Origin of the sequence: Paenibacillus sp. FSL H3-0321 (assembly GCF_038002865.1) — a bacterium.
Taxonomy (GTDB): Bacteria; Bacillota; Bacilli; order Paenibacillales; family Paenibacillaceae; genus Paenibacillus_AQ.
Genome location: NZ_JBBODH010000001.1, coordinates 7,701,399 through 7,725,084 on the forward strand (window position 1 = coordinate 7,701,399; position 23,686 = coordinate 7,725,084).

The 23,686-nt window shown below is 49.8% G+C and carries 28 protein-coding genes; 25 read left to right on the forward strand and 3 right to left on the reverse strand.

Annotated features, from left to right (window positions below):
• Nucleotides 1–9 precede the first annotated feature (9 nt).
• Together MHI45_RS34125 and MHI45_RS34130 are read left to right on the forward strand one after the other, a co-directional pair.
• Nucleotides 10–711: an ABC transporter ATP-binding protein gene (locus MHI45_RS34125; RefSeq protein WP_076109217.1), complete on the forward strand. Its 702-nt coding sequence runs from the start codon at nt 10–12 to the stop codon at nt 709–711.
• A complete protein-coding gene (locus MHI45_RS34130; RefSeq protein WP_076109218.1) occupies nt 705–1,436 on the forward strand; it encodes a hypothetical protein in 732 nt (243 codons plus the stop codon). The genes MHI45_RS34125 and MHI45_RS34130 overlap by 7 nt, the downstream gene beginning before the upstream one ends.
• A 154-nt stretch (nt 1,437–1,590) precedes the next feature.
• Here the strand turns inward: MHI45_RS34130 and MHI45_RS34135 are convergent, their stop codons facing one another.
• Nucleotides 1,591–1,965, reverse strand: a complete 375-nt coding sequence (locus MHI45_RS34135) for a PilZ domain-containing protein (RefSeq protein WP_038591155.1) — start codon at nt 1,963–1,965, stop codon at nt 1,591–1,593.
• A gap of 127 nt (nt 1,966–2,092) precedes the next feature.
• Here MHI45_RS34135 and MHI45_RS34140 point away from each other — a divergent pair, with 127 nt between their 5' ends.
• From MHI45_RS34140 to coaD, 11 genes are all read left to right on the forward strand, one after another.
• Entirely contained in the window at nt 2,093–2,698 is a 606-nt protein-coding gene (locus MHI45_RS34140) for a pentapeptide repeat-containing protein (RefSeq protein ID WP_218642514.1), read from the forward strand.
• Nucleotides 2,699–2,855: 157 nt separating this feature from the next.
• Nucleotides 2,856–4,487, forward strand: coding sequence for a sensor domain-containing diguanylate cyclase (locus tag MHI45_RS34145; RefSeq protein WP_340898625.1), 1,632 nt, complete (start codon nt 2,856–2,858; stop codon nt 4,485–4,487).
• Between the two features lie 521 nt (nt 4,488–5,008).
• Nucleotides 5,009–5,812 carry a glycoside hydrolase family 73 protein gene (locus MHI45_RS34150; RefSeq protein WP_341118719.1) on the forward strand — a complete coding sequence of 268 codons (804 nt, stop codon included), beginning with the start codon at nt 5,009–5,011 and terminating at the stop codon, nt 5,810–5,812.
• A gap of 5 nt (nt 5,813–5,817) precedes the next feature.
• Nucleotides 5,818–6,096, forward strand: coding sequence for a holin (locus tag MHI45_RS34155; protein ID WP_038591166.1), 279 nt, complete (start codon nt 5,818–5,820; stop codon nt 6,094–6,096).
• A gap of 137 nt (nt 6,097–6,233) precedes the next feature.
• Nucleotides 6,234–6,656: a hypothetical protein gene (locus MHI45_RS34160; protein ID WP_038591168.1), complete on the forward strand. Its 423-nt coding sequence runs from the start codon at nt 6,234–6,236 to the stop codon at nt 6,654–6,656.
• 159 nt (nt 6,657–6,815) lie between these two features.
• Nucleotides 6,816–6,950, forward strand: coding sequence for a YjcZ family sporulation protein (locus MHI45_RS34165; protein ID WP_218642515.1), 135 nt, complete (start codon nt 6,816–6,818; stop codon nt 6,948–6,950).
• A 128-nt stretch (nt 6,951–7,078) separates the two neighbouring features.
• Nucleotides 7,079–7,531, forward strand: coding sequence for a GNAT family N-acetyltransferase (locus MHI45_RS34170; RefSeq protein ID WP_076109222.1), 453 nt, complete (start codon nt 7,079–7,081; stop codon nt 7,529–7,531).
• Between the two features lie 34 nt (nt 7,532–7,565).
• Complete coding sequence (gene cysK, locus MHI45_RS34175) at nt 7,566–8,504, forward strand: cysteine synthase A (RefSeq protein ID WP_076109223.1); 939 nt, start codon at nt 7,566–7,568, stop codon at nt 8,502–8,504.
• A gap of 508 nt (nt 8,505–9,012) precedes the next feature.
• Nucleotides 9,013–9,246 (forward strand): hypothetical protein, encoded by a 234-nt coding sequence (locus tag MHI45_RS34180; protein WP_076109224.1) that lies wholly within the window; start codon nt 9,013–9,015, stop codon nt 9,244–9,246.
• A gap of 960 nt (nt 9,247–10,206) precedes the next feature.
• The gene (gene rsmD, locus MHI45_RS34185) at nt 10,207–10,815 is read left to right on the forward strand and encodes a 16S rRNA (guanine(966)-N(2))-methyltransferase RsmD (protein WP_038599635.1); all 609 of its coding nucleotides are present in this window, start codon (nt 10,207–10,209) and stop codon (nt 10,813–10,815) included.
• Complete coding sequence (gene coaD / locus MHI45_RS34190; protein WP_144024236.1) at nt 10,799–11,317, forward strand: pantetheine-phosphate adenylyltransferase; 519 nt, start codon at nt 10,799–10,801, stop codon at nt 11,315–11,317. The genes rsmD and coaD overlap by 17 nt, the downstream gene beginning before the upstream one ends.
• Here the strand turns inward: coaD and MHI45_RS34195 are convergent.
• Entirely contained in the window at nt 11,289–12,518 is a 1,230-nt protein-coding gene (locus MHI45_RS34195; RefSeq protein ID WP_076109225.1) for a nucleoside recognition domain-containing protein, read from the reverse strand. The genes coaD and MHI45_RS34195 overlap by 29 nt on opposite strands.
• 154 nt (nt 12,519–12,672) lie before the next feature.
• On the opposite strand from MHI45_RS34195, the gene MHI45_RS34200 reads away from it, so the two are divergent.
• Nucleotides 12,673–13,710: a SepM family pheromone-processing serine protease gene (locus tag MHI45_RS34200; protein WP_076109226.1), complete on the forward strand. Its 1,038-nt coding sequence runs from the start codon at nt 12,673–12,675 to the stop codon at nt 13,708–13,710.
• On the opposite strand, the gene MHI45_RS34205 is transcribed toward MHI45_RS34200, so the two are convergent.
• Nucleotides 13,700–14,938 carry a nucleotidyltransferase gene (locus tag MHI45_RS34205; protein WP_076109227.1) on the reverse strand — a complete coding sequence of 413 codons (1,239 nt, stop codon included), beginning with the start codon at nt 14,936–14,938 and terminating at the stop codon, nt 13,700–13,702. The genes MHI45_RS34200 and MHI45_RS34205 overlap by 11 nt on opposite strands.
• Before the next feature lie 149 nt (nt 14,939–15,087).
• Here MHI45_RS34205 and MHI45_RS34210 point away from each other — a divergent pair, with 149 nt between their 5' ends.
• From MHI45_RS34210 to MHI45_RS34260, 11 genes are all read left to right on the forward strand, one after another.
• Nucleotides 15,088–15,597: a YceD family protein gene (locus tag MHI45_RS34210; protein ID WP_038591190.1), complete on the forward strand. Its 510-nt coding sequence runs from the start codon at nt 15,088–15,090 to the stop codon at nt 15,595–15,597.
• A 62-nt stretch (nt 15,598–15,659) separates the two neighbouring features.
• Entirely contained in the window at nt 15,660–15,833 is a 174-nt protein-coding gene (rpmF, locus tag MHI45_RS34215) for a 50S ribosomal protein L32 (RefSeq protein ID WP_019911234.1), read from the forward strand.
• A 269-nt stretch (nt 15,834–16,102) separates the two neighbouring features.
• The gene (fapR, locus tag MHI45_RS34220; protein WP_076109228.1) at nt 16,103–16,699 is read left to right on the forward strand and encodes a transcription factor FapR; all 597 of its coding nucleotides are present in this window, start codon (nt 16,103–16,105) and stop codon (nt 16,697–16,699) included.
• Complete coding sequence (gene plsX / locus MHI45_RS34225; protein WP_038591196.1) at nt 16,683–17,672, forward strand: phosphate acyltransferase PlsX; 990 nt, start codon at nt 16,683–16,685, stop codon at nt 17,670–17,672. The genes fapR and plsX overlap by 17 nt, the downstream gene beginning before the upstream one ends.
• An 8-nt stretch (nt 17,673–17,680) precedes the next feature.
• Nucleotides 17,681–18,670, forward strand: coding sequence for a beta-ketoacyl-ACP synthase III (locus MHI45_RS34230; protein ID WP_144024237.1), 990 nt, complete (start codon nt 17,681–17,683; stop codon nt 18,668–18,670).
• Nucleotides 18,671–18,767: 97 nt separating this feature from the next.
• Complete coding sequence (gene fabD / locus MHI45_RS34235; RefSeq protein ID WP_076109229.1) at nt 18,768–19,700, forward strand: ACP S-malonyltransferase; 933 nt, start codon at nt 18,768–18,770, stop codon at nt 19,698–19,700.
• 33 nt (nt 19,701–19,733) lie between these two features.
• Nucleotides 19,734–20,483, forward strand: a complete 750-nt coding sequence (fabG, locus tag MHI45_RS34240; protein WP_076109230.1) for a 3-oxoacyl-ACP reductase FabG — start codon at nt 19,734–19,736, stop codon at nt 20,481–20,483.
• Nucleotides 20,484–20,604: 121 nt separating this feature from the next.
• A complete protein-coding gene (locus MHI45_RS34245; protein WP_019911228.1) occupies nt 20,605–20,838 on the forward strand; it encodes an acyl carrier protein in 234 nt (77 codons plus the stop codon).
• Nucleotides 20,839–21,059: 221 nt separating this feature from the next.
• Nucleotides 21,060–22,298 carry a beta-ketoacyl-ACP synthase II gene (fabF, locus tag MHI45_RS34250; RefSeq protein ID WP_076109231.1) on the forward strand — a complete coding sequence of 413 codons (1,239 nt, stop codon included), beginning with the start codon at nt 21,060–21,062 and terminating at the stop codon, nt 22,296–22,298.
• Nucleotides 22,299–22,310: 12 nt separating this feature from the next.
• Nucleotides 22,311–23,015 carry a ribonuclease III gene (rnc, locus tag MHI45_RS34255; RefSeq protein WP_038591210.1) on the forward strand — a complete coding sequence of 235 codons (705 nt, stop codon included), beginning with the start codon at nt 22,311–22,313 and terminating at the stop codon, nt 23,013–23,015.
• A 278-nt stretch (nt 23,016–23,293) separates the two neighbouring features.
• Nucleotides 23,294–23,644, forward strand: a complete 351-nt coding sequence (locus MHI45_RS34260) for a Na-translocating system protein MpsC family protein (protein ID WP_076109232.1) — start codon at nt 23,294–23,296, stop codon at nt 23,642–23,644.
• Nucleotides 23,645–23,686: the final 42 nt, after the last annotated feature.

Consider the following 23,686-nt stretch of genomic DNA (forward strand, 5'->3'; position numbering starts at 1 on the left):
ATTGCCAGGGTGGACAGTATACTTCAAGTACAACAGGTTACTAAAAAATACGGCTCAAAACAGGCGCTGCGCGGGGTTTCTTTTGAACTCGGTGCAGGCAGAATCACCGGACTGCTCGGCAGCAACGGCAGCGGGAAAAGTACACTCATGAAGCTGATTGCCGGGCTGGCACAGCCAACGTCAGGCAGTGTGTCTGTGCTCGGTGTTCCGGTAGGGAAACAAAGCAAAGCATTGGTTTCGTTTATGCCGGACCGGCCCCTGACAGACCCTTGGATGAGTGTGGGAGATGCGATGAAATTTCAGCGTGACTTCTATCCGGATTTTGACCCGGTCAAAGCCAAACGTATGCTGGAGTTTATGAAGCTTAGTGAACGGGATAGGGTGCAGACGCTCTCCAAAGGGATGAACGAACGGCTGCAGCTGACCATGGTCCTCTCGCGGCGGGCGAGTTTATACATGCTGGATGAACCTATTGGCGGAGTGGACCCTGTGGCACGGACCAAAATCCTCAATGCGCTGATGGAATTTTACGAGGAAGACAGCAGCATTTTGCTCTCGACGCATCTGGTAACAGACATCGAACGGATCTTTGACGAAGTTATTTTTATAAAAGAAGGAGAAATCGTCCTGCAAAGTGATGTGGAGGAGTTAAGGCTGCAACGGGGAAAAAGCATTGACGAGCTGTTCAGAGAGGTGTATGCAGAATGCTGAAGCTGATAAAATACGATTTTAGACGGAGCCGTGACCGGATTCTTGCGTACTTTGTAATCGCAATTCTGGTGCATGCCGCCACATGGTATTGGAACAGAAACATGGGGGTTCAATTGGTCGCAATCAATCTGACCACGTATGTCGTAGTGGGGATCAGTCTCCTGCTGACTAGCGCGATTACCTATGGCCGCAATTTGAAATCCTATCACCGCCGGCTTCTGCCATTGAGTTCTCTGTATACCATCTTGTCACCGCTGCTGCTCTGCTGGGCGCTGCTATTTTCCGTTGTTATCATCGCAACCCTGCATCTTGGGATCTATATTCTCGTATATTCGGCGGATTTCCTCCCGGGAAACTTCTGGCCGGTTGCCCTAAACTGCATGCTGCAGCTTATCTGGTTCTCCGGTTTAACGCTGATCTCCATTATGTTTGCCATCACGGTGGCTAATAGTCTGCGGGTCAGAGGAAAGATATGGATCATCATCGCTGTATTGGTGGTATTCCAGAACGGGCTGTCTTATCTTGAACAGCTGATGTTTAAAAGTTCTCTCGCGGGTGTGGAGAGCATGTTCGAGTTTGATGTTCTTGATGTGGACTCGGTTCGCAGCGGGATTACATTCTCCTATCCAGATCTTAATTACTGGCCTATGTTATTTGAAGCGGCAGTTGCAGTTATTCTAATCTATGTGATGAACGTGCTGCTGAAGAGAAGGGTAGAGGCTTAAACCGCCGCTCCATTTGGGAGGGGGGTTGGGGATACTCACTACTCATGCGGCGTTTGCTGCTGAACAAAAGCAGGGCTAATTGCCCTGCTTTTCGTGTTTGCACAGCAAAAGAAGTCCTCTGAGGAGGACTCCTGGCTGTGCCCTATTAACCAACTTACTGGGCGCTGCGCGTGTTAGTCCAGCTTTCCAGCTCCCGCAGGAGTTGCTCTTCTTCATCCTCCTGCAAATCCAGTCTTACCCCATATTGATATTGGCCAAGTCCGAACATCCAGCCCCAGCGTACACTTCCCACAAACTGAAGTTTGTCTTCTGCCAGCTGAAAGTGGATAATTATCTTCGTATCGCCTGCAGTGAAGCGGAGATTCAGCGAAGTTCGGATTTTGCACCCTGAACGGCTAAGGTCAAGCAGTACGCCTTCCGTAAGCTTGCCTGCCCCGGGACCGTTGTTACCAGCAGGAAGTTCAAGCCAGCATTCGATGGGCTGGTTCATTACATATCGGAACGGTTCTTTTCTGCTGGAGTCGTCCATTGTTCACCTCCGCTAGTTTATTTGCTATTATAACGAAATGGTTTCATTTGAACAATCTCCTAAAGTGCTATTTTTTAAAAAGAAAAGTTTTACTTATTTGTTGAAACGAGAGAGGAGCAGATACCCCGTGTATCAATATGACAATGAAAATTTTACCGGGCATAATTTTGATTACGCCGAATTGCGTGATGGAGAACTGAACAGCTGTACGTTTGATAGGTGTTCTTTTAAGGGAGCTTCTATGGAAGAAATGACTTCCAGCGGCTGCCGTTTTGTGGATTGTGATTTTACCGGAGCATTGCTGAATGCCTCGCTACATAAAGGAGCGGCGTTTACCAATTGCAAGTTCTCCGGGGCAAATCTGTTTGTGTCTAAATTCGAGGATTGCAAAATGGTCGGCTCCGATTTCTCCAATGCATATATGGACGGTATTACGCTGATCAGCGGGGATTGGTCTTACACCAATTTGCGGCATATTAACCTCAGCAGGCAGGACCTGCGGGGTATCAAGTTCGCTGAGGCAGACATGCTAGGCTGCAATTTGCAAAAATGCGATCTGCGCGGTGCGGATTTAAGCCGGGTACAGCTCGCCCAGTGCAAGCTTGCGGGAGCGGATCTAAGAGATGCTAAGCTAGAAGGGATTGACCTGAAAAGTCTGGACTTAAAGGGAGTTAGGCTCGATGTGGAACAGGCGGTGCTGCTGGCACGTTCGCTGGGGGCTAAAGTCGGCTGATATTGGATACGCGAACAGCTCCGCTCTGTAAGATAAGGGCGGAGCTGTTTTTCTGTCTACAAGGCTGACTTTAAGATTGCAGATTTATAATTCCTGCGGCTTTATCCGATAAAAAAATTATCGACACTATTCTGCGAAAGATATGGGGAGAATGTGCATGACGTTTAACCTGCGGACTTTTTTTGCCAGTGCCTTTGCGGTAATTATTATCTTGCTGACTGCACTGCTTATTTATGTAATCGGGAATCAAGCCACGAAATCTGTGGAGGTAAGTATCGGGGGCTCGCTTGCTGCAGAGGCATATCAAATGTCGGAGAAACTGGATCATTTCATGTGGTCGCGTTCCGGTGAAGTGGAAGTGCTGAGCAAGCTTAACGCTTTCCAGAAGCCGCTGGACACTCAAGAAATCAGCGGATTGCTGAATCAATTGAAGAGCAGCCTGCCGGTGTTCACCTGGGTCGGTTATCTTGACCCGAAGGGAACTGTGCTTTCCGCAACGGACAACATTCTCCTTGGAAAGGATATCAGCCAAAGACCCGTATTTCAGGAAGGCCGGAAGGGTTTGTTCACGGGTGATGTGCATGATGCCGTGTTATTGGCAAAGCTCTTGCCTAATCCATCCGGAGAAGCCTTGCAATTCGTGGACGTGAGTGTCCCGGTCTACGACAAGGTGGGAATGCTTAATGGTGTACTGGCAGCGCATTTGAGCTGGGAGTGGTCGCGTGAGGTAGAGAAATCTATTCTGGACCCGCTCAAAGAACGGATGAAAGATGTGGAAATCTTCGTAGTCAGCCAGAAGGATGATACTATACTGCTTGGACCCTCTGGGCTGGTAGGGAAGAAAATGGCGAATGAAACGCTGCAGAAAGCCCGGGAGGGCGGAAATTCATGGATCGTGGACAGCGGCAGCGGAAAAGATGCTTATCTGACCGGATACGCTTACGGGGACGGTTATTTGAATTATCCGGGTTTGGGCTGGTCAGTTCTAGTTCGTCAGCCCACAGATGTTGCTTTCGCAACTGTTCATCAGCTCGAAAGATTTATCATATTAAGTGGATTGGCAGCTGCCGTAATTTTCGGAATTCTGGGCTGGCTGCTTGCCGGATGGATTGCCCGCCCGCTGAATCAAATCGCCAAAACGGCAGATTTGCTCAGTTCCGGTGCCAATGTGGAAATCCCCGCCTTGTCCCGCTTTAAGGATGTGGCCATCTTGTCAACTTCACTGCGGAATCTGGTCAGCAATCTGACCAAAACAGAGAATAAGCTGAGCTATATGTCAGATATGGCTCTGCACGATGTGCTAACAGGGCTGCCGAACCGGGCCGGATTGAACGAATTTTTGGTTCACGCGGTGAACAAGGCCAAATTGAACCGGACAACCCTCAGTTTTCTGTACATGGATCTGGATGGATTTAAAAAAGTGAATGATACTTTCGGCCACGCAACCGGAGATGTTTTGCTCCAGCAGGTGGCTGTGCGGCTGCGGGAGTGCACCCGTGACAATGAAATCGTTGCCCGTCTGGGCGGAGATGAATTTGTGATCATTCTGAATACTTCTGCAAGCAAACCCATGCAGGAGTCGGAGGTTGTTGCAGCGCGCATCATCAGCAAAGTTAATCTGCCGGTCGTCATTGGAGGCGATACCATACAGGTCGGATGCAGTGTCGGAGCAGCCGTATGGACTCCAGACTGCTTGGATACGGCCGAAACTCTGCGGCTGGCGGACGAGGCATTATATATTTCTAAACGCAGCGGCAAAAATCGGATTACATTTGAAGCCGCTTGCTAATAGGTACTGTGCAGCCAAAAAACCTTTCTGTGTAGATATAGCGGTTAACCTGCCGCTGTATCCTAAGAAAGGTTTTTTTGTGTTGCTATTCTAATGAGATTCTTAGTTGTAAGTGAAACCCTTAGCGCAATTTTTTTCGGGGGGAAGCCCACCATTTGATCCAGAGGCTCCCTTCGTCATCATGAAATAATTTAATGCCAAACCATCTAAGGGGTGTCCACAACTCTTTAAAATAATATGATGGCATAGTCCAATAGACCCTCCTAAATAGTTAATTTTCACTATATACTACCCCAAAATTTAGCAACTAACAATAGCTTTTCTATCAAATTCAGGTAAAGTTTTGGTAAAATCAGGGCCGTTTATCTTTAAGCTGGTTGCTCTATGTACGGTGTTGGATGAACAATTGATAATTCATTACCCCTTTATTCATTTAGCTAAACAGCTATCCTGAATTCATAGGGATAAGCACAAGCTATTTGGCAGAATGCGCATTTAATATAGGGAGAGGATGTGATGAGATGACGGAGACCGAATTTATTTCCAGAATTACACCCTACGCAATCGAAGATATGGAGCGCAGTCATATTGCGGCCTCGCTGACCATTGCGCAGGCAGCGCTGGAATCCAGTTGGGGGAACAGCAGTCTAACGGTTAAAGCCAATAACCTTTTTGGGATTAAAGGCAGCGGATCTGCCGGAAGTGTGGCGGTACGGACAACAGAGTACAGAGACGGCAAAGCGGTGCAGGTGACTGCGGCCTTCCGTGCTTACAATAACTGGGGTGAATCGGTGGCCGACCATTCTGCGTTGCTCATCGGCGGGGTCTCATGGAATCACAGCCTATACAGCAAGGTGATTGGTGCGGATGGAAAAACGGCCGCACGGGAAATTGCGGCAGCGGGATATGCAACTGATCCCAAGTATGCGGCAAAGCTGATTAAGATAATGAATACCTATAACTTGTACGCATATGATGAAATTAAGGAGGAGGACGAGATGTCAGCGGAAGATAAGCAAAAGCTTGCAAGTCTGGAAAAAGAGCTGAAAGAGCTGCGGATGTTGTTGTCCGATCTTGCAGTCAGCAGGGATACGCTGAAGACAGGTGTACAGGAGCAGGGGCGGGCGATCACTAGTGCGACTGAGCGCCTTTCCCTAATCGAAGGCCGGATGGTGATGAATGTCCCGGCATGGGCGGAGTCGGCTGTCAGTGCTGCAGTGACGGCGGGACTGCTGGATACGCCCATCGGCGGCAGCTTGGATTTCTACCGGGTTCTGACAGTATTGCATCGGGCGGGATTGCTGTCATCCCGGAAGGAGGGGTGAACGTCATGTATAACGATGCGCTTAACAATGTGCTTGCTTTCGCATCGGTGTTAGCCGTGTTTGTAATGGCTCTAGTGCAGCTTGTGAAGAATAGCGTGAAGCTTCCGCGCAACCTTGTTCCGGCGGTTGGTCTGGCCATAGGATTATTAGTCGGGGCCGTTGCCTATCCTTTTACAGATATGAATCTGGTGCTGCGTCTGTGGGCAGGCGGACTGGCAGGATTGTCCGCCACGGGTCTGTTTGAACTGGCTTTTAACAAAAGAGATGGAACGACTAAAGATTAATATCCTGTGATTGCCGATTCTTCCGAATCTATTAAAGATTTACTATAAATCATTGAACCTAATGGTGTTATGTACAAGCAATAAGTAATCTCTCTTAATACAATAAAAAATGCAAGAAAGGAAAGGGGGTGCTCATCATGGGAACTTATCTTGATGCTCGAACCTCGCAGAACGCGAGCATAGCGAACTCTATTGCCATTCCGATTCTGCTGCTGAATGCTCCGCAGCTGTTCGGACAAATCGGCTTGGTCACCGCAGGTGCTACGACGAATCCGCGAGTATTGTTAAAAGGAACAATCTCTCTGACGCTTCCGCTAGCGCTGGCTGGTATTACAATTACAATAGTGAGAGGGACGCTTAGTACCGATCCGGTTGTATATTCTGCTACCTCTACGTTTAGCCTTAGCGTCTTGGCGCCACAAGTCATCACGTTTTCAGCTGCAGACTTTAACCCGCCGATAACTCCTCAATTAACGTACACTGCTTTCGTTAGTTCCAACCTGCTCGGCACGGTTCGTGTCGGTCCGGAGAGTTTTGACGGCATTCTGGTCTCCGATTAATTTAAGGTTACTGTGTCTTGTCATGCCTGAAATGTTGGGCATGACAAGACCTCTACATATACATTTGCCGTGGCCTAAATTTTGACCGTTTCGCCCAATCTGTTAAGCCAGCCAATACATATTCTACCTTGTAGTAATCATTATGAAGGAGGTAATCTCATGGGTGCAGATTGCGGATACGGCGGTAATGTTGGTGGCGTTCATAATTGTCCGGTAAGTCCTTTTACATCAACAGGTGCAATTCTGGTTCTTTATATCCTGTTGGTCATTATTTTGAGTGCCTGTTTCATCTAAGCTGAATAGCACATCGGCGTGTTCCCGGGCTTTTTGCCGGGGACGCGCTTTTTTCTGTGTCTAGTCCGATTTACATAATGCACCAAAACATTTATATTTGAGGATAATGCCTAAACAAGGAGATCGTTATGGATTTCAGGAAAATAAAAAATGGTGAAAGTCTGCCGCTGGAGCTGCTGTTGTCAGCTGATCCTTCTCTGCCGAAAGTGGAGGATTATGCAAAAAGAGGTGATTGTTATCTCGCAGTTGACAAAGAGGATGTTGTGGGAGTATATGTGCTGCTGCCGACAAGACCTGTTACGGTTGAACTGGTAAATATTGCGGTTGCTGAAGAGCAGCAGGGCAGAGGAATAGGTAAACAAATGGTGATGCACGCCATACAGATCGCCAGACAAGAAGGGTACAGCGTGATGGAAGTGGGCACCGGTAATTCAAGTGTAGGGCAGCTTGCGCTGTACCAGAAATGCGGCTTCAGAATAGTGGCCGTGGATATAGATTTTTTTACAAAACATTATCCTGAAGAGATCTATGAGAATGGCATACAATGCAGAGATATGCTACGGTTATCCCTAGATATATGACTAGCTGTATTATTAATTTATTGGAGGAATTGTTGTGACAACTATTTATAAGAATCTAACCGATCTGATTGGCAATACACCGCTGCTGGAGCTGGCAAATTACAGCAATTCTCATCAGGTTGAAGCTAAGCTTATCGGGAAACTGGAGTACTTTAACCCTGCTGGTAGTGTAAAGGACCGTATCGGCTTTGCGATGATCAAAGATGCTGAAACCAGAGGGCTGATCCAAAAAGATTCAGTTTTGATTGAACCTACCAGCGGAAACACCGGGATTGGACTGGCTTTTGCGGCTGCTGCACTTGGTTACAGGCTGATGATCGTGCTGCCTGAATCGTTCAGCGTGGAACGCCGCAAACTGCTGAAGGCGCTTGGAGCTGAGCTTATTTTGACCCCGGCGGCTGAAGGGATGTTAGGCGCGGTTACCAAGGCGGAAGAGCTGGCTGCAGCAATCCCGAATTCTTTCATTCCGCAGCAGTTCAGCAATCCGGCCAATCCACAAATTCACCGCGACACAACTGCAGAAGAAATTTGGAAGGATACCGGCGGGGAAGTGGACATTTTTGTGGCTGGGGTAGGTACTGGGGGAACCATTTCCGGTGTCGGAGCAGTATTGAAAGCGAGAAAACCGGGCGTGCAAGTAATTGCTGTCGAGCCGGCAGATTCGCCGGTCCTTTCCGGTGGCAAGCCAAAAGGGCATCAGATTCAGGGCATTGGAGCCAATTTTGTGCCCGATAATTTTGACCAAGACGTGGTGGACGAAATTTTTCAGGTTAAGAACGAAGAAGCATACGAAACGGCGCGCAGTCTGGCCAGAACAGAAGGCCTTCTTGTAGGGATTTCCTCCGGAGCTGCTGTTTATGCCGCATCGCAAATAGCCAAACGCCCCGGGAATCAAGGGAAGAACATCGTTATTATCCTGCCGGATACAGGAGAGCGCTACTTGTCTACACCACTTTTTGATGACGAGGAATAAATTCTTCTGCAGGACGTAACTCCGACGATAACAAGAAAGCAGAATTGGTCTAATATTGGTGGGTCTCAACTTCCCGGGATGGTGTTGTTGAACCTACTGTAAGTTGGAGCGAGATTTAAGTGTATATACCCTGCCGCTGGTAGGGTTTTATTTTATTTACACAAAGCAGAGATGGTATTGGGTTCAAGAATAATGCACCTGCTCAAGCAAATAAAATTGCTGACTCTCTATCGATTAAAGATAAAACATCATCAACTATACCATCTGATTTTCGTTTACTTAATGGGAAGCTATTAGAATATTATGGCTGTACAAACAATTAAGTGAGGCATTAAGCAACAGTGGTTCAATAATTGGAATAGAAGAGGTCAAACCTAGAACAGTACTTATCGGTTGATAAAAGTTTAATTTGCATCAAGTCAATAATGTGACCACCCAAATTCCCCAAGTAGAATAAAAATTTTGATTCTGGTACAATCTAAATATTAAGTTTGAGGGAGCGGAGCGCATGGATAATGATTTGGTGCAGTTATTGAGGTCCGTTATTCGGGAAGAGTTAGTACCTGTGAATGAACGGTTGGATCGGATAGAGACAGAACAGACTCTTATAAAACAAGCTGTCTTGGACACAAATGATCGTGTGAAGAGAATTGAAGAGGTTCAAGAGTTGCAACATAAAATTATTGAATTGCTATCGGTTCGGTCCATAGACCAGGAAGCTCAGTTAAAGCGAATTAAATAGTCACCTTGATCCGGTGCTCCCAGGCATCGGATTTTGTTTGCTCTTAGGACGATCTGCCGCGATTCTCTGGGCTGCTTCAGGTCGTTGGACGGTCTGCGCCTCTGCTGGTGATTGAAGATCGTGTCGTCCTTATTGGCGTCGGGATGAAAGGTGCCAAGGAAGGTCGTGGTAAGGAATAGACGGTTGAATTTCTCTGCCTGGATCTGCTTTTGGGGCAGGGTTGGTATCAGGAGTTGTGTAGTACAAGACGAACAGGATCGGCGCCGAATTGAACAAATGATTCAAACGATCGAAGGTTTTGGAGTGCTTATTGAAGAGACAATGAATCGGTGGGATAGCAAGAGGCGAAAATGATATTTAAAGATGGCAGTTTTCCAATTCGTTTGAGTATCATTAAACGACCGTAGCTAATCTTTTCTATATCACAATCTCATAAGCGGTACATAAATCCATCCATAAGCCGGGTGACTTTTTTCATGCCCAGAAACAAGGGGAGGTCACGGAAATTATGTAATCTAGCTCAAAATGATGATCAGAAATTTGTTTATTAAACTGAAAAAGTTTAGGGTAACGGTGCCCAATTGGTGCCCAAATGACGAGAAGATCGATAGAACCATTTTAATAATAACTAACAAACCATTGATTTATAAGGGTTCATAGAACAAAAATCGAGGCCCTATTTCTAGGGCCTCTTTCATGGGAGAGGAGAAACCGGACGAAGAGCTTATGGGGAAACGTAAGCCTGCTCCGCGGTTGTCTACGACATTTTGTGATGTCGATAGTTACATGATGTCCCGGTTGCTCCAGTCTTATACCTGTGGACGTTAAAAAAAATCTGCCGGCCTCAATGTGACAACGGTAGACAATCTTTTTATTTCAATAGACAATTGTGGTACTATAGGCTTGGACTTGTGCCTTAAGCGGCATAATAAACAGAGACATAGAGCAGGTGAATAATCGTTGAGAGTTGTATCGGGAAGTGCAAAGGGGAGGCCCCTGAAGAGTGTTCCGGGCAGCGGAACGCGGCCTACAACCGACAAGGTAAAAGAAGCGGTGTTCAGTATGATCGGTCCTTATTTCGAGGGCGGGGCAGCGCTTGATTTGTTCGCAGGTACTGGCGGTCTTGGCATTGAAGCCTTGAGCAGAGGGATGGACAGTGCGGTATTTGTGGATATGGAGCAGAAAAGCATCGACACGGTGCGTGCGAATCTGAAGGCAGCTAAGCTGGAAGCGCAAGCTGAGGTTTACCGCAATGATGCCGGCAGAGCCCTTAGCGCGCTGGAGAAGCGGGGACGTTCGTTTGATCTTGTGTTCCTGGACCCGCCGTACAGGCTAAAGCATGGGGATGAGCTGATGATGGCAATGGCGCAAAAAGGTCTGCTTAGATCAGACGCGGTCATCGTGCTGGAGCATGAATCAGGCTATGCCTATCCGGAGGATATTCCGGGGTTCTATAGAACCAGACAGGCCGTATACGGCGAGACGACAATTTCAATTTATCAGTATGAATCCGCTCTCCGTGAAGAGGCTGTGAGTGGTAAGGAGGGTAATGATGAGTCTGCAAATTAGAAAAGAACGTGTTGCCATTTATCCCGGGAGCTTTGATCCGGTAACGATGGGACATATGGATATTATCCGGCGTGCAGCCAAACAATTCGACAGACTGATTGTTACCGTGCTTAACAACCTAAGCAAGAATCCGATGTTTTCGGTAGAAGAGCGTACAGAGCTGCTGCGGCAGGCTACTGCGGATATTCCGAATGTGGAGGTTGACAGTTTCCGCGATCTGCTGGTTAATTATCTTCGCCAAAAGGATGCTCAAGTCATTGTCCGCGGGATCCGCACGGTCACCGACTTCGAATACGAATTGCAGAATGCATCCATTAATCATAATTTGGACCCTGAAGCGGAAACGATCTTTATGATGACCAATCCGAAATATTCCTACCTTAGCTCAAGTGTGGTCAAGGAAATCGCCCACTTTGGCGGGAATGTGTCGGATTTTGTGACCCCTGAGGTAGAACAGGCAATGAAGCTTAAATTCAGCCGTTTAGACGGCGGAGCCAAGTAACAGCAGATACAGCGGCAGACAGAGCGATGATCACCAGCAGCAGCAGTGATTGCAGGCCAAGCAACTGGGGGACTACGTTCCATACGTTCAATGCTCCCAGTGTTGCGGTCGATTCGGCAACCTCGGGACCCGCCACCGCCGGCAGTACGGTTTCACGGAGATTCATCAGCGGGGTCCATAATAATAGGGTAAAAGCAAAGGCAAATACTCCATGCAGCAAGCGGACGGCGGCATAAGGCAGGAAAGAGATTTTCGCCCTTTTAAGCAAGGTAAGTGCTTGGAGCTGGCCGCAAATTCCGCTCCAGCCGAGAGCAGCTGATAGCAGGGCCAGGCCTGTGATCCCCATGGAACTAAAGTCGTGAGGCGCTGTCAGTTCTGAGGTCAGTGCATTTGCTCCGAGATGAATCTCCAGAAAACTTGCCGCCAAAGCCGGAGGCAGCTGCGGAACTAGAGAAGTAGCAATATTTATGACAACAGCGAACATAATCATGTAGCCGCCGATGACCATCAGGCTCTGAACGGCAGTAGAGACGGATTCGCCGAGCAGCTTGCCGAATCCGCGGCCATCTCTTGCCCGGGCTTCTGTTACAGCCTGATGCATCCGTCTGGGCAATGAAGCCGTTTTGCGCTGTGATGGAACTACCACCGGAGCTTCGGTTTTTGGCCGACCTGTGAGCAAGGTCGCGGTTACGCCTGCGGCAAGTCCCGAAATCCAGTGGATGGCCAGCAGGGTATATCCGGCGGCAGGACTGTGCAGAAAAGCAACGCCGACTACAATGAGCAGCGTAACCGGACTGGCGAAGTGGGCGATGGAAGCCAAACGTCCAGCCTCCTTGTCCGTAATGCTGCCCTGCTTATGCAGTAATTGCACTCCGCCTGCACCAGCCGGGAAACCGGCGGTCATTCCGAGGGCGAGTGTCCAGCCTCCGGCTCCCGGAAGGCGGAAAATCCTGGTCATTACCGGCTCCAGCAGTACTCCGAGTCCATGCACGAATCCCGTGGCTGTGAGCATTTCTGATAACATCAGAAAGGGCAGAAGCGCCGGGAAGACAAGCGTCCACCAGAGCTTCAGACCCTGAAGGGAAGCCTGGAAGGAGGACTCCGGCGATAAGATAATCGCAATGGCGAGCACAATGGCAACGGCCCCGGACAGAAAGGGAACCGAGGCAGAAGTGAACCGGCGTATTTTAAAGTTATTCATTATGAGCATCACCTCTTCATAACTTAGGACATGGGCTGAGACTGTTATCAATTTATGCAGGGCAGACAACCATCATGCCACAGCGGAGAGGATACAGCTCCGAAGTTTATTTGGAGACATAAGCATAGAGCCGCGGGGAAAGAAGGGAATTGCATTGAGGCAACTGAAACGCCGGGTAGGCGTTCGCGCCATAGCCTACTTGTTTACTTTTGTGGTTATACTCTATGTTGCAGTATTTATGAATACTCCATATCTCGTGTATCAGCCGGGCAGTGCCTCAGAGGTGGCACCGATGATCAAGGTGGAGAATGCCGATCCGCAGGAGCAGGGCACATTCATGATGACGACCGTATCCGCGAGCTACGCCAATGTTGCCCTATTAGTGGCTTCTGCGTTTAATTCCAATGCGGAAGTCGTATTGAAAGAGACCAGGCTAGGGGATAAGAGTGAGCAGGAATATGCGGCTGAGCAGGTGTATTATATGAGCAGCTCCCAGTCTTCTTCCGTTCAGGCAGCCTATCATGCTGCGGGCGTTCCTTATGAGGATGTTGTAGACTATCTGTATGTCTTCTCAGTTCCGGAGGAAAGCAGCCAGGACCAATTTCAAATAGGCGACAAAATCATCCGTGTTCAAGGGCAAACTGTGCCTGACCCCACTGCGCTCTCCAAACTGCTTTCCTCAAGCAAGGTTGGCGATCAGGTAGAAGTCGTACTGCAGCGGAGCGGTAAGGAAGTCAAGGAACAGGTAACACTGGTGGAGGTTAAAGACAAGGAGACTGCGGCGGGCCGCCCAGGATTTGGGGTTGTGATTGGCGCGGTGCAGAAGGTACAGCCGAAGGAAGCAGGAAAAGCGGTCAGGTTTGTGGATACCAGTGTCGGAGGACCCTCGGCAGGCCTAATGTTTACGATGGAAATTTATAACCAGCTTACTAAAGGCGATTTAACCAAAGGTCACCGGGTAGCGGGAACTGGAACTATTGACGCTGAAGGCAAGGTAGGGGCCATTGGCGGAGTGAAGCATAAGATTGTTGCTGCAGACCGGGAGGATGCGGAGATTTTTTTCGTGCCGGTTAAGAATTATGATGAAGCCAAAGCCAGAGCGGATAAAATAGGCACCTCAATGAAGCTGGTGCCTGTATCCACTCTGGATGAGGCGCTGAAATATATGGAAGAGCTGCCGGTCAAACCCTAACCGGCGGCTGCAAGAAATCGCTGTACAGATCAGTCCGCAGAGGATAGGCGAAAGCTCCGGCATACGCGGCGGAGGCTTGGAGATCGCGTTCAAGCATGGGATGTGAGAAATGGGCAGGACTCAGGACAACGGGAAGTGAGGCACTTCCCTTCATGTTCTTGAGCAGCTTTCTGCCGCTTTCACTGAACCCTAGAACCCGAATGTAACCGGGGCCTTGAGCCAGCCGGGAAGGTGTCATTTCCTCCTTGCTGTGGTTCAGCAGGGCATGCAGCAGCAATCTCTGCAGCCGTGTGTGCGTGTAGCGTCTGCTCTTTAATACTTGCAGCAATTCGCTGACCGAGAATTGTTCAAGCTGCGGCATGACTCTCAGCAGCCGGTTCTCAAGCCCTTCATTCATATCCTGCAGGGACCTCAGCTCCGCGGCAGTATGCGTAGTCAGCACATGACGGAGCTGGGTGCGGAAGTCCTCCAGGCTCAAAGGGCCTCTGCCGGCTGCATGCTCTCTTTCCAGGATGGACACGCTATATTCTGGCATGAATTCTGCAGGCGAGCCGCCTTCATTAAGAAGCCGGCGGATTGCTGTTGCGCTGGCAATCGAAGACCCCGCCTGCAGCGGGTCATGGAAGCCTGCGCCAGTGCGCGGCACGGTAAGAGGTCTGATGACACTGCCGAGCCGCCGCAGGGCGATCAGGTAATGCAGGCCGAGACTGTTGTTCGGCTGCCGCAGCAGTTCTTCGGCATCGAAGGGTTTTTCCTCTAACGGGAGAGACCCTTCCCAGACGGACGCTGCCGCGGCGCTGTATGCGGCGGGGAAGCTCGTGCCTAGCGCCATGCGGCGGCGGATCTCGCTCTGAAGCTCGCTGCTTTCTTCGGCCAGGAATCCGGCCAGCGGCAGCAGCTCACCCAAAGTGCCGGCTTCGGAGCCGAAGCACAGGCTGTCCACGACCCCGGTCGCTTCCAGCAGGGATACAGCTCCGAAGGCGAACCACTCTGCCGGTTGAAGGGCATAAGCGACCGGCAGTTCAATCACGAGATCGGCGCCCATATGCAGCGCCATCTCCGTGCGGGCCCGTTTACTGACCGCAGCCGGCTCGCCGCGCTGGGTGAACGGGCCGCTCATGATGACGATCACACTGTCCGCGCCGGAGATTTTTTTGGCTTCATTGAAATGGTGGACATGCCCGTTATGTAAAGGGTTGTATTCTGCTATTATGCCGACGGTTGTCACAGCTGCTTCACTCCGTATTCTGAGAAATATGGTGATTTAATAGTTATATCATAAATTGTCCCTCTTACTGAAACAATATAAAGGGAAAATGGTTGACAAAGTTCGGTAATAATAGGTATAATAAATTTTGTTTGTTTGGAGTGATGATTATGAAGATTCACTTTCGCAAAATGGCAAATGTCGATGAGCCTCTGAATATTCATGAAACTATGGATGTCAGCGAGCTTGTCAAAGGGCGAAAGGATATACTTGCTGTTGCACCGCTCTTGGTGGACCTTAAAGCGCTGCCCGCGGATACCGATTGTGTGAACGTGGTGGGAAGACTGAGTGGAGAGGTGGACATGTTATGTTCACGTTGTCTCACCGAGGTCAACAGTAAACTGAACATTCCTTTTGCGGAGACTTTCAAGTGGCTTAAGGAGCCAATTCTTCCCGAAGATGAAGATGATGAACTCATTTACATCAAAGATGAGACTGTGGAGCTTGTCCCGTTCGTGGAAGAAAACTTCGTACTGCACTTGCCGGATTCGGTATTGTGCAAGGCAGACTGTCTTGGTCTTTGTCAGAAATGCGGACAAAACTTGAACGAAGGCACCTGCAGTTGCGACAACACAGTGATCGATCCTCGACTCGCTGGGTTGAAAGACTTTTTCAAATGAAGTATGACTAAGAACAAATCCCGCGATAGGCGGGTTAAAACCGAATTAGGAGGTGTAACACAATGGCAGTACCTCAACGGAGAACGTCCAAAACACGCCGTGACAAACGCCGCACCCACTTCAAACTGGTTGTGCCGGGCATGGTGAAATGCGAACAATGCGGAGAGCTGAAACTGGCTCACCACGTATGCAAAGTTTGCGGAACTTACAAAGCAAGAGAGATCATCAAACAATAGTTTCTAATAAGAGTAGCACTTCATCTAATGGTGGGGTGCTATTTTTTTGGGGATGGGTAAAGATTTCCCTCTGTTATTGTGTGGCTGAAGCCGTGTGGTTATGCCGCTTTTCAGGCAAAGCTTTATTTTTGCCGCAGCATGCTTTATACTACATATTAGTACCAGGTTCTAAATGAAGTTTATGACCTTTATATTGATGACGCTAGCGGCCTTCTCGCGGCCGGATGCTAAGTTCAGCATGTGCCAGGAGGTGAGCCGCCATAGAGCGGATGTCCAAGAAAGAGCGCCAGCAGCAGCTGCTGGGTATTATTGATGGCAATCCATTTGTGACCGACAGGGAGTTAACCCGGCAGCTCAAGGTGAGCATTCAGACCATCCGTCTGGACCGGCTGGAGCTGGGGATTCCGGAGCTGCGTGAACGGATGAAGCAAATGGCTGAACATTCTTATGATCAGGTGCGCTCCTTGCCTGCCGATGAAGTGGTCGGCGATATTGTCGATCTGCAGCTGGACAAGAGCGGCATTTCCATATTTGAAATTCGTGAGGAGCATGTCTTCTCCAGAAACGGGATCGCTCGTGGCCACTACGTGTTCGGACAGGCCAATTCGCTGGCGGTTGCCGTGATCAATGACGAAATTGCCCTGACCGCTTCAGCCGACATCCGGTTTGTGCGCATGGTCCGGTTAGGTGAGAAATGTATTGCCAAAGCGCAGGTGCGTTCGCTCGCTGGCCGGAACGGCAAAGCTGAGGTGGACGTATTTACGTATGTCGGAGAAGAACTCGTGTTTCAGGGCCATTTTGTAGTGTACCGATCCGCAATTGAAGAATACAGCGAAGGGGGAAACCGCAGTGCTGATCGCCATTGATGCCATGGGAGGCGATAATGCTCCTGAATGCAATGTGGAAGGGGCATTGTCCGCGGCCGCGGAATGGAGCGATACGCAGATTGTGCTCGTCGGCGACGAAGCCAGACTTGAGCCGCTGCTGAAGAATAAGCCGTCCAATGTGACGGTGCGTCATGCGGGGGAAGTGATTGGCTCCGATGAAGAGCCGGTCAAAGCAGTCCGCCGCAAGAAGGATTCATCCATGGTTGTGGCTGGACGTATGGTGCGTGAAGGGGAAGCCGATGCTATGATCTCTTCCGGGAACACAGGCGCGCTGATGACCACGGGGCTGCTTGTGGTGGGGAGAATGGATGGGATAGAGCGCCCGGCACTTGCTCCGATGATTCCGACGCTCGATGATGTCGGCGTACTCGCCCTTGATCTGGGGGCCAACATGGATGCCAAGCCACAGCACCTCGCACAATACGCGCTGATGGGCAGCATCTACCGCAGCAAAGTGCACGGAATTGCCAAGCCGCGTGTAGGGCTCCTGAATGTGGGCACTGAGCCGGGCAAAGGGAATGAATTGACCAAAGAAGCGTATCCTCTGCTAGCCGCATTGCCTGGAATTCACTTTGTTGGTAATGTTGAAGCACGTGATGTGCTGACGGGTAATTGTGATGTGCTTGTTTGTGACGGGTTTGCGGGCAACATTCTTCTGAAGACACTTGAAGGTACGGCGGGCGCTATGTTCTCTCTACTGAAGGAACAGTTCAGCCGTTCGCTCAAAACCAAGCTGGGTGCGGCTATACTGATGCCGGAGCTCAGAAGCCTCAAGGGGAAGATGGATTACAAGGAGCACGGCGGAGCGCCGCTGCTCGGTCTTAGCGGTCTGGTAGTGAAGGGGCACGGCTCATCTGACGGTAACGCGGTTAAGAATGCAGTCAGACAAGCGCGGATTGCGCTGCAGGCGGGTCTCGTGTCCAGCATATCCAAGGAAATTAGCGGGAAGTGAGTGACGATATGAAACAGTTGCGTCCGGTAGGAATAATTGGTACAGGAAAATATGTGCCCGAAAAAATATTAACCAACAGCGATTTGGAAAAGATAGTCGAAACGAATGATGAATGGATTGTCAGCCGGACAGGGATCCGTGAACGGCATATTGCCGCTCCTCATGAGGCGACTTCGGATCTTGCTTATGAAGCTGCGCTGAAGGCGCTGGAATCAGCAGGTATGAAGGCGGAGGATCTGGATCTCATTATTATAGCAACAGTTACACCTGACAGTTCTTTTCCGTCCACAGCCTGCATTCTGCAGGACAAACTGGGGGCCAAAGGAGCCGCGGCTTTTGACTTGTCCGCAGCCTGCTCCGGCTTCGTCTACAGTCTGGCAACAGCAACCGGATTTATCCAGAACGGGATGTATAACAATGCATTGATCATTGGAGCGGATACCTTGTCGCGGATTACGGATTACACGGACCGCAACACTTGCGTGTTGTTCGGAGACGGCGCGGGAGCGGTTATTCTCGGCGAAGTTCCGGAAGGCAGAGGTTTCCAATCCTTTGATCTCGGTGCTGAAGGCTCCGGAGGCAGCCTGCTGAAGATGGAAGCGGGCGGCTCGCGTATGCCGGCTTCCCAGCAGACGATAGACGACAAGAAGCATTTCATCTACATGAACGGCCGTGAGGTGTTCAAGTTCGCCGTTCGGGTGATGGGTACTGCTACCGAGCGTGTGCTTACCAAAGCAGGTCTGACTAAAGAAGATATTGATCTGTTCGTGCCGCACCAGGCGAATATCCGCATCATTCAATCGGCTATGCAGCGTTTGGATCTGCCGGAAGAGAAATGCGTAATCAACGTCGACAGATACGCCAACACGTCTGCAGCTTCGATTCCGCTCGCGCTGGTTGAAGCAGCGGAAGAGGGCCGGATGAAGGAAGGCGACACCGTGCTGATGGTTGGCTTCGGCGGCGGCCTTACTTGGGGTGCCTCGGTACTGAAATGGTAAACATATAAACGAGCAATGAATTCAAAGAACTCGGTGTGCCTGCCGCTTGATTTGCAAGCCCGGCAGCTGCACCGTTTACGGGAAGGAGTTCGAACTTATGGGTAAAATCGCATTTGTCTTTCCCGGCCAGGGTGCACAGGCAGTTGGGATGGGTAAGGATGTATATGACGCTCTGCCGGATAGCCGTGCGGTGTTCGAGAAGGGCGATGAAGTGCTTGGGTTTCCGCTGAGTAAACTTGTATTTGAAGGTCCCGACAGCGAACTCAAGCAGACGGTAAACACACAGCCTGCGCTTGTAACAACCAGTGTAGCTTATCTGGAAGCGCTGAATAAGCATGGACTGAAGCCAGACTACGTTGCGGGTCACAGTCTGGGTGAATACAGCGCTCTTGTGGCTTCCGGCGTACTGTCTTATGAGGATGCAGTCCGCCTCGTACGTCTCCGCGGACGTTTCATGGAAGAAGCGGTTCCTGGCGGACAGGGCGCTATGGCGGCTGTATTGGGTGCAGAACGCGAAGCTTTGGCTGAACTGTGCAACAATATTTCCGCAGAGGGTAACCCGGTTGAATTGGCAAACGTCAACTGTCCGGGTCAGATTGTAGTGTCCGGATCGCTCGAAGGTGTGAATGCTGCCGTTGAGCGTGTAAAAGAAGCCGGAGGCAAGCGGGCGATTCCGCTCGAAGTCAGCGGACCGTTCCACTCCTCTTTGATGAAGGAAGCTGCCGAGCGTCTGGCAGCTGAACTGAAAGGTGTAACCTTTAATGCGCCTTCAGTTCCTGTCATTGCTAATGTTACTGCCTCGCCGGTTACCGATCCCGAGGAAATCCGCGGGCTGCTGGTACGCCAGGTGTTCTCGCCAGTACTCTGGCAGGACAGTGTGGAGTGGCTGATTGCGGCTGGTGTGGACACCTTTGTTGAGATTGGCTCCGGCAGTGTGCTGGCAGGACTGATCCGCAAAATTGACAAGAATGTCAAGGTGATCAATATCAACAGTCTGGAAAGCATCCAGACAGTCAATGGCTTGGCTTAACCACAGCGCAGGATAAAGGGAGGGGAATACAGAATGTTCTCAGCATTAAGAGGCCAGACGGCCCTTGTAACCGGCGGTTCCCGCGGCATCGGCCGCAGCATAGCGCTTCTACTCGCAGAGCATGGCGTGAAAGTGGCCGTGAACTATTCCGGAAGTGAAGCTGCAGCGCAGGAAACAGTAGCCCGGATAGCAGAGCTAGGCTCCGAGGGGATTGCCCTGAAGGCGAATGTAGGCAAAAGCGATGAGGCGGAGAATCTCGTTAAAGAGGTCTTGAACACTTGGGGCAAGATTGACATCCTCGTTAATAATGCCGGCATCACCAGGGACAACCTGATTATGCGCATGAAGGAAGAGGAATTTGATCAGGTCATCGAAACGAATCTCAAAGGCGTGTTCAACTGTCTAAAAGCAGTCACACGTCCGATGATGAAGCAGCGTTACGGGCGGATCATCAATATTTCTTCGGTAGTGGGTGTGACGGGGAATCCTGGGCAGATTAACTATACTGCTGCAAAGGCAGGGGTAATCGGCATGACGAAGGCTGCGGCCCGCGAGCTGTCTTCACGGGGAATTACCGTGAACTGCATCGCTCCCGGTTTTATAGACACCGATATGACCCGTGAGTTGTCCGATGAAGTCCGCAGTGAGCTGATTAAGGGAATTCCCCTTGCTCAGCTTGGGCGGCCGGAGGACATTGCTATGGCGGCGGTATTTTTGGCCTCGGAAGGGGCAGCTTACATGACCGGTCAGACACTTCATGTGGACGGCGGTATGTACATGTAAGATCAAACCAGCGTATAGGGATTAAGGGAGAAGCGGGAAGAAGCGCCCGGAAAGCGTTTTTTACGCTCTATGGTATTTTGACTTCATATCTCGTATAATACCAAAAGAGGAGGTGAACCGGATGTCCGATGTATTGGAGCGTGTAAAACGCATTGTCATCGACCGCTTAGGTGCCGATGAAGCTGAGGTAACATTAGAAGCGTCTTTCAAAGATGATTTAGGTGCTGATTCTCTTGATGTAGTAGAATTGGTTATGGAATTGGAAGATGAATTCGATATGGAAATCTCTGATGAAGATGCAGAGAAGATTACGACCGTGGGTGAAGTTGTGAAGTACATACAATCTCATACCTAGAGTCATATGATTGAGGGTCCCGTTCCTGCCAGGGCGGGACTTCTCCTCATTTTACAGCACAAATGAAATACAAAAGGATGCATATTTGCACCTTTACGGGGAAAATAACAGAACCGCAGAGGGGTTAATTTTTGCGGCGACTGCAGTTTATATAGACTATTCAGAGAGCATGTATGTTCAATTATGTTGAAGTATACAGCCTACAGATGGGGTGATTGCGTTTGAGTCATAGAGTGGTAATTACCGGTATGGGCGTGATGACGTCACTGGGTAAAGATTTGGATACGTTCTGGGATAGCCTCATGAGCGGGAAATCCGGTGTTTCCAAGGTTGAAGCCTTTGATGTCAGTGAATACACTACGCAAATAGCAGCTTCGGTTAAAGACTTTGATGCGGAAGAGCGTTTTGGCCGCAAGGAAGCCCGCAAGATGGACCGTTTCGTTCAGTTCGCAGTAGCAGCCGGAGAAGATGCGCTGAAGGACAGCGGACTTAAGATTGGTGAAGATATTGATGCGGAGAGAATTGGTGTGTCCGTCGGATCAGGTATCGGAGGTCTGGGTACCTGGGAAGACAATCATAATCTCCTGCTGGAAAAGGGGCCGAAACGGGTCAGCCCGTTCTTTATTCCCATGATGATTGCCAATATGGGCTCCGGCCAGCTGTCGATCAATCTTGGTGCAAAAGGTCCTAATACAACAACTGTGACAGCCTGTGCAACAGGAAGCCACTCCATAGGGGAATCCTTCCGCCTGATCCAGCGCGGTGACGCGGATGCGATGATCTGCGGCGGTTCCGAAGCTACCATCCGCCCGACAGGGATGGCTGGGTTCTGTGCCATGCGGGCGATGTCCACCCGCAACGACGAGCCGGAGAAGGCCAGCCGTCCATTTGACAGCGGCCGTGACGGTTTTGTAATGGGTGAGGGTGCCGGAATTCTGATTCTGGAATCGCTGGAGCATGCCGAGAAACGCGGGGCGAAGATCTATGCCGAAGTGATCGGCTACGGTCTGAGTGCGGATGCCCATCATATGACGGAACCGGATCCTGACGGTGCAGCACGCTGTATGAAGATGGCGATCCGTGATGCCGGTATCGCACCGGAAGAGATTGATTACATCAATGCGCATGGCACTTCCACGCCAGTAGGCGACAGATCGGAAACGGCTGCCGTGAAGAAGGCGCTTGGAGATCATGCTTACAAGGTTGCAATCAGCTCCACGAAATCAATGACAGGCCATTTGCTTGGTGCTGCCGGCGGTGTGGAAGCGATCATTTGTGGTCTTTCCCTGCAAAATAACATCATTGCACCAACCATTAATTTGGACAATCCTGATCCGGAATGTGATCTGGACTATGTTCCGAATGAACCGCGCAAAGCTGATCTGAATATTGTAATGTCGAATTCGTTCGGATTCGGAGGACATAACGCAACCGTAATTCTCAAAAAATATAATCAGTAAGGGGACAGTGCAGTGAAAGGAGACCTGAAGCAGTTACAAAGTCAACTTCAAATCCAATTTCACGATGCTGTACTTCTGAAGCAGGCCTTTACCCATGCCTCTTATGTGAATGAACACCGTTTCAATCAGCATCAGGACAATGAGCGTCTGGAGTTTCTCGGAGACGCGGTTCTGGAGCTTACGGTTTCTGAATATTTGTACAAGTTGCTGCCGGACAGACCGGAGGGTGAATTGACCAAGCTGCGGGCCGCTATTGTATGCGAGCCTTCACTGGTCAAGTTCGCTGAGAGCTTGGGTTTCGGCAAATATGTATTGCTGGGCAAAGGGGAAGAACTTACGGGCGGACGTACTCGCCCGGCCTTGCTGGCCGATGTGTTCGAATCCTTCGTGGGAGCGCTTTATCTCGACCAAGGGCTGGAAACGGCACGGCGGTTTCTTGATCATCATGTATTTCCGCTGGTGGAGACGGACGGCAAGCTGCAAATGCAGATGAGCGATTTCAAGACGGAGCTTCAGGAGCTGATACAGCATCACGGATTGGGTACGCTGGAATATCGGATTATTGAAGAACGGGGACCGGCGCATGAGCGCGAATTCGTCTCTGAAGTGTATATGTCCAGCCAGTCTCTTGGCAAGGGCAGCGGCCGTTCCAAGAAGGAAGCGGAACAACAGGCTGCGGCTGCAGCGCTTTTGCGTCTGAAGGAAGACGGCGCCTGAGTGATGTGGAACTTAGATATGGTAGTTAGCAAAGAGCGGTAAAGGTCTGAATCCGGCAGGAAAAGCGGAATTTAGACCTTTGCTGCTCTTTTTTAAATGTAGTTAGATTGAACAAGCTTTTTAGAAATTTATGGATATCGTGTAAGAAGTGGATGAATTCACGTTGAAATGAAGGGATTTGCCCTTTTTTGTGGTTTGACAATCTTTATTGGGTAGGTTTAACATGTAATTAATTAAATAAATTACCATAATAGGGATGTTAAGGCTGGGATGTAGTGATGTCTGAGACTGTATTTGAATGCCAGGAGAAGATGCGAAGACTTGCAGTCAAGATTGTGAAGCATTATCGCGGCAAGGGTCCGGAGAATGTAAAGGTTAGGATGGAGTATGAGTCCTTAATCATTATAGAGATCCGTGGAATTCTCTCCAGTTTATCTGAAATTTTGCTCAAAGAAGGTGCGGTACATTTAGTTACAGAATACTGGAAAGTGCTGAAGCCTTATTTGGAGAGAGAGTTTATGGCAGAGATCGCAGAAACGCTTGGCAGCCCCTTTACATATACATGGAAGATTGAAGACCCGAATCCAGGGGATAAGGCAATTATTATTCAATTGAATAAATCGGTTTGATTAGAGAGAATGGACTTTTGCGCCTTAGCTTTTTAATAAGCC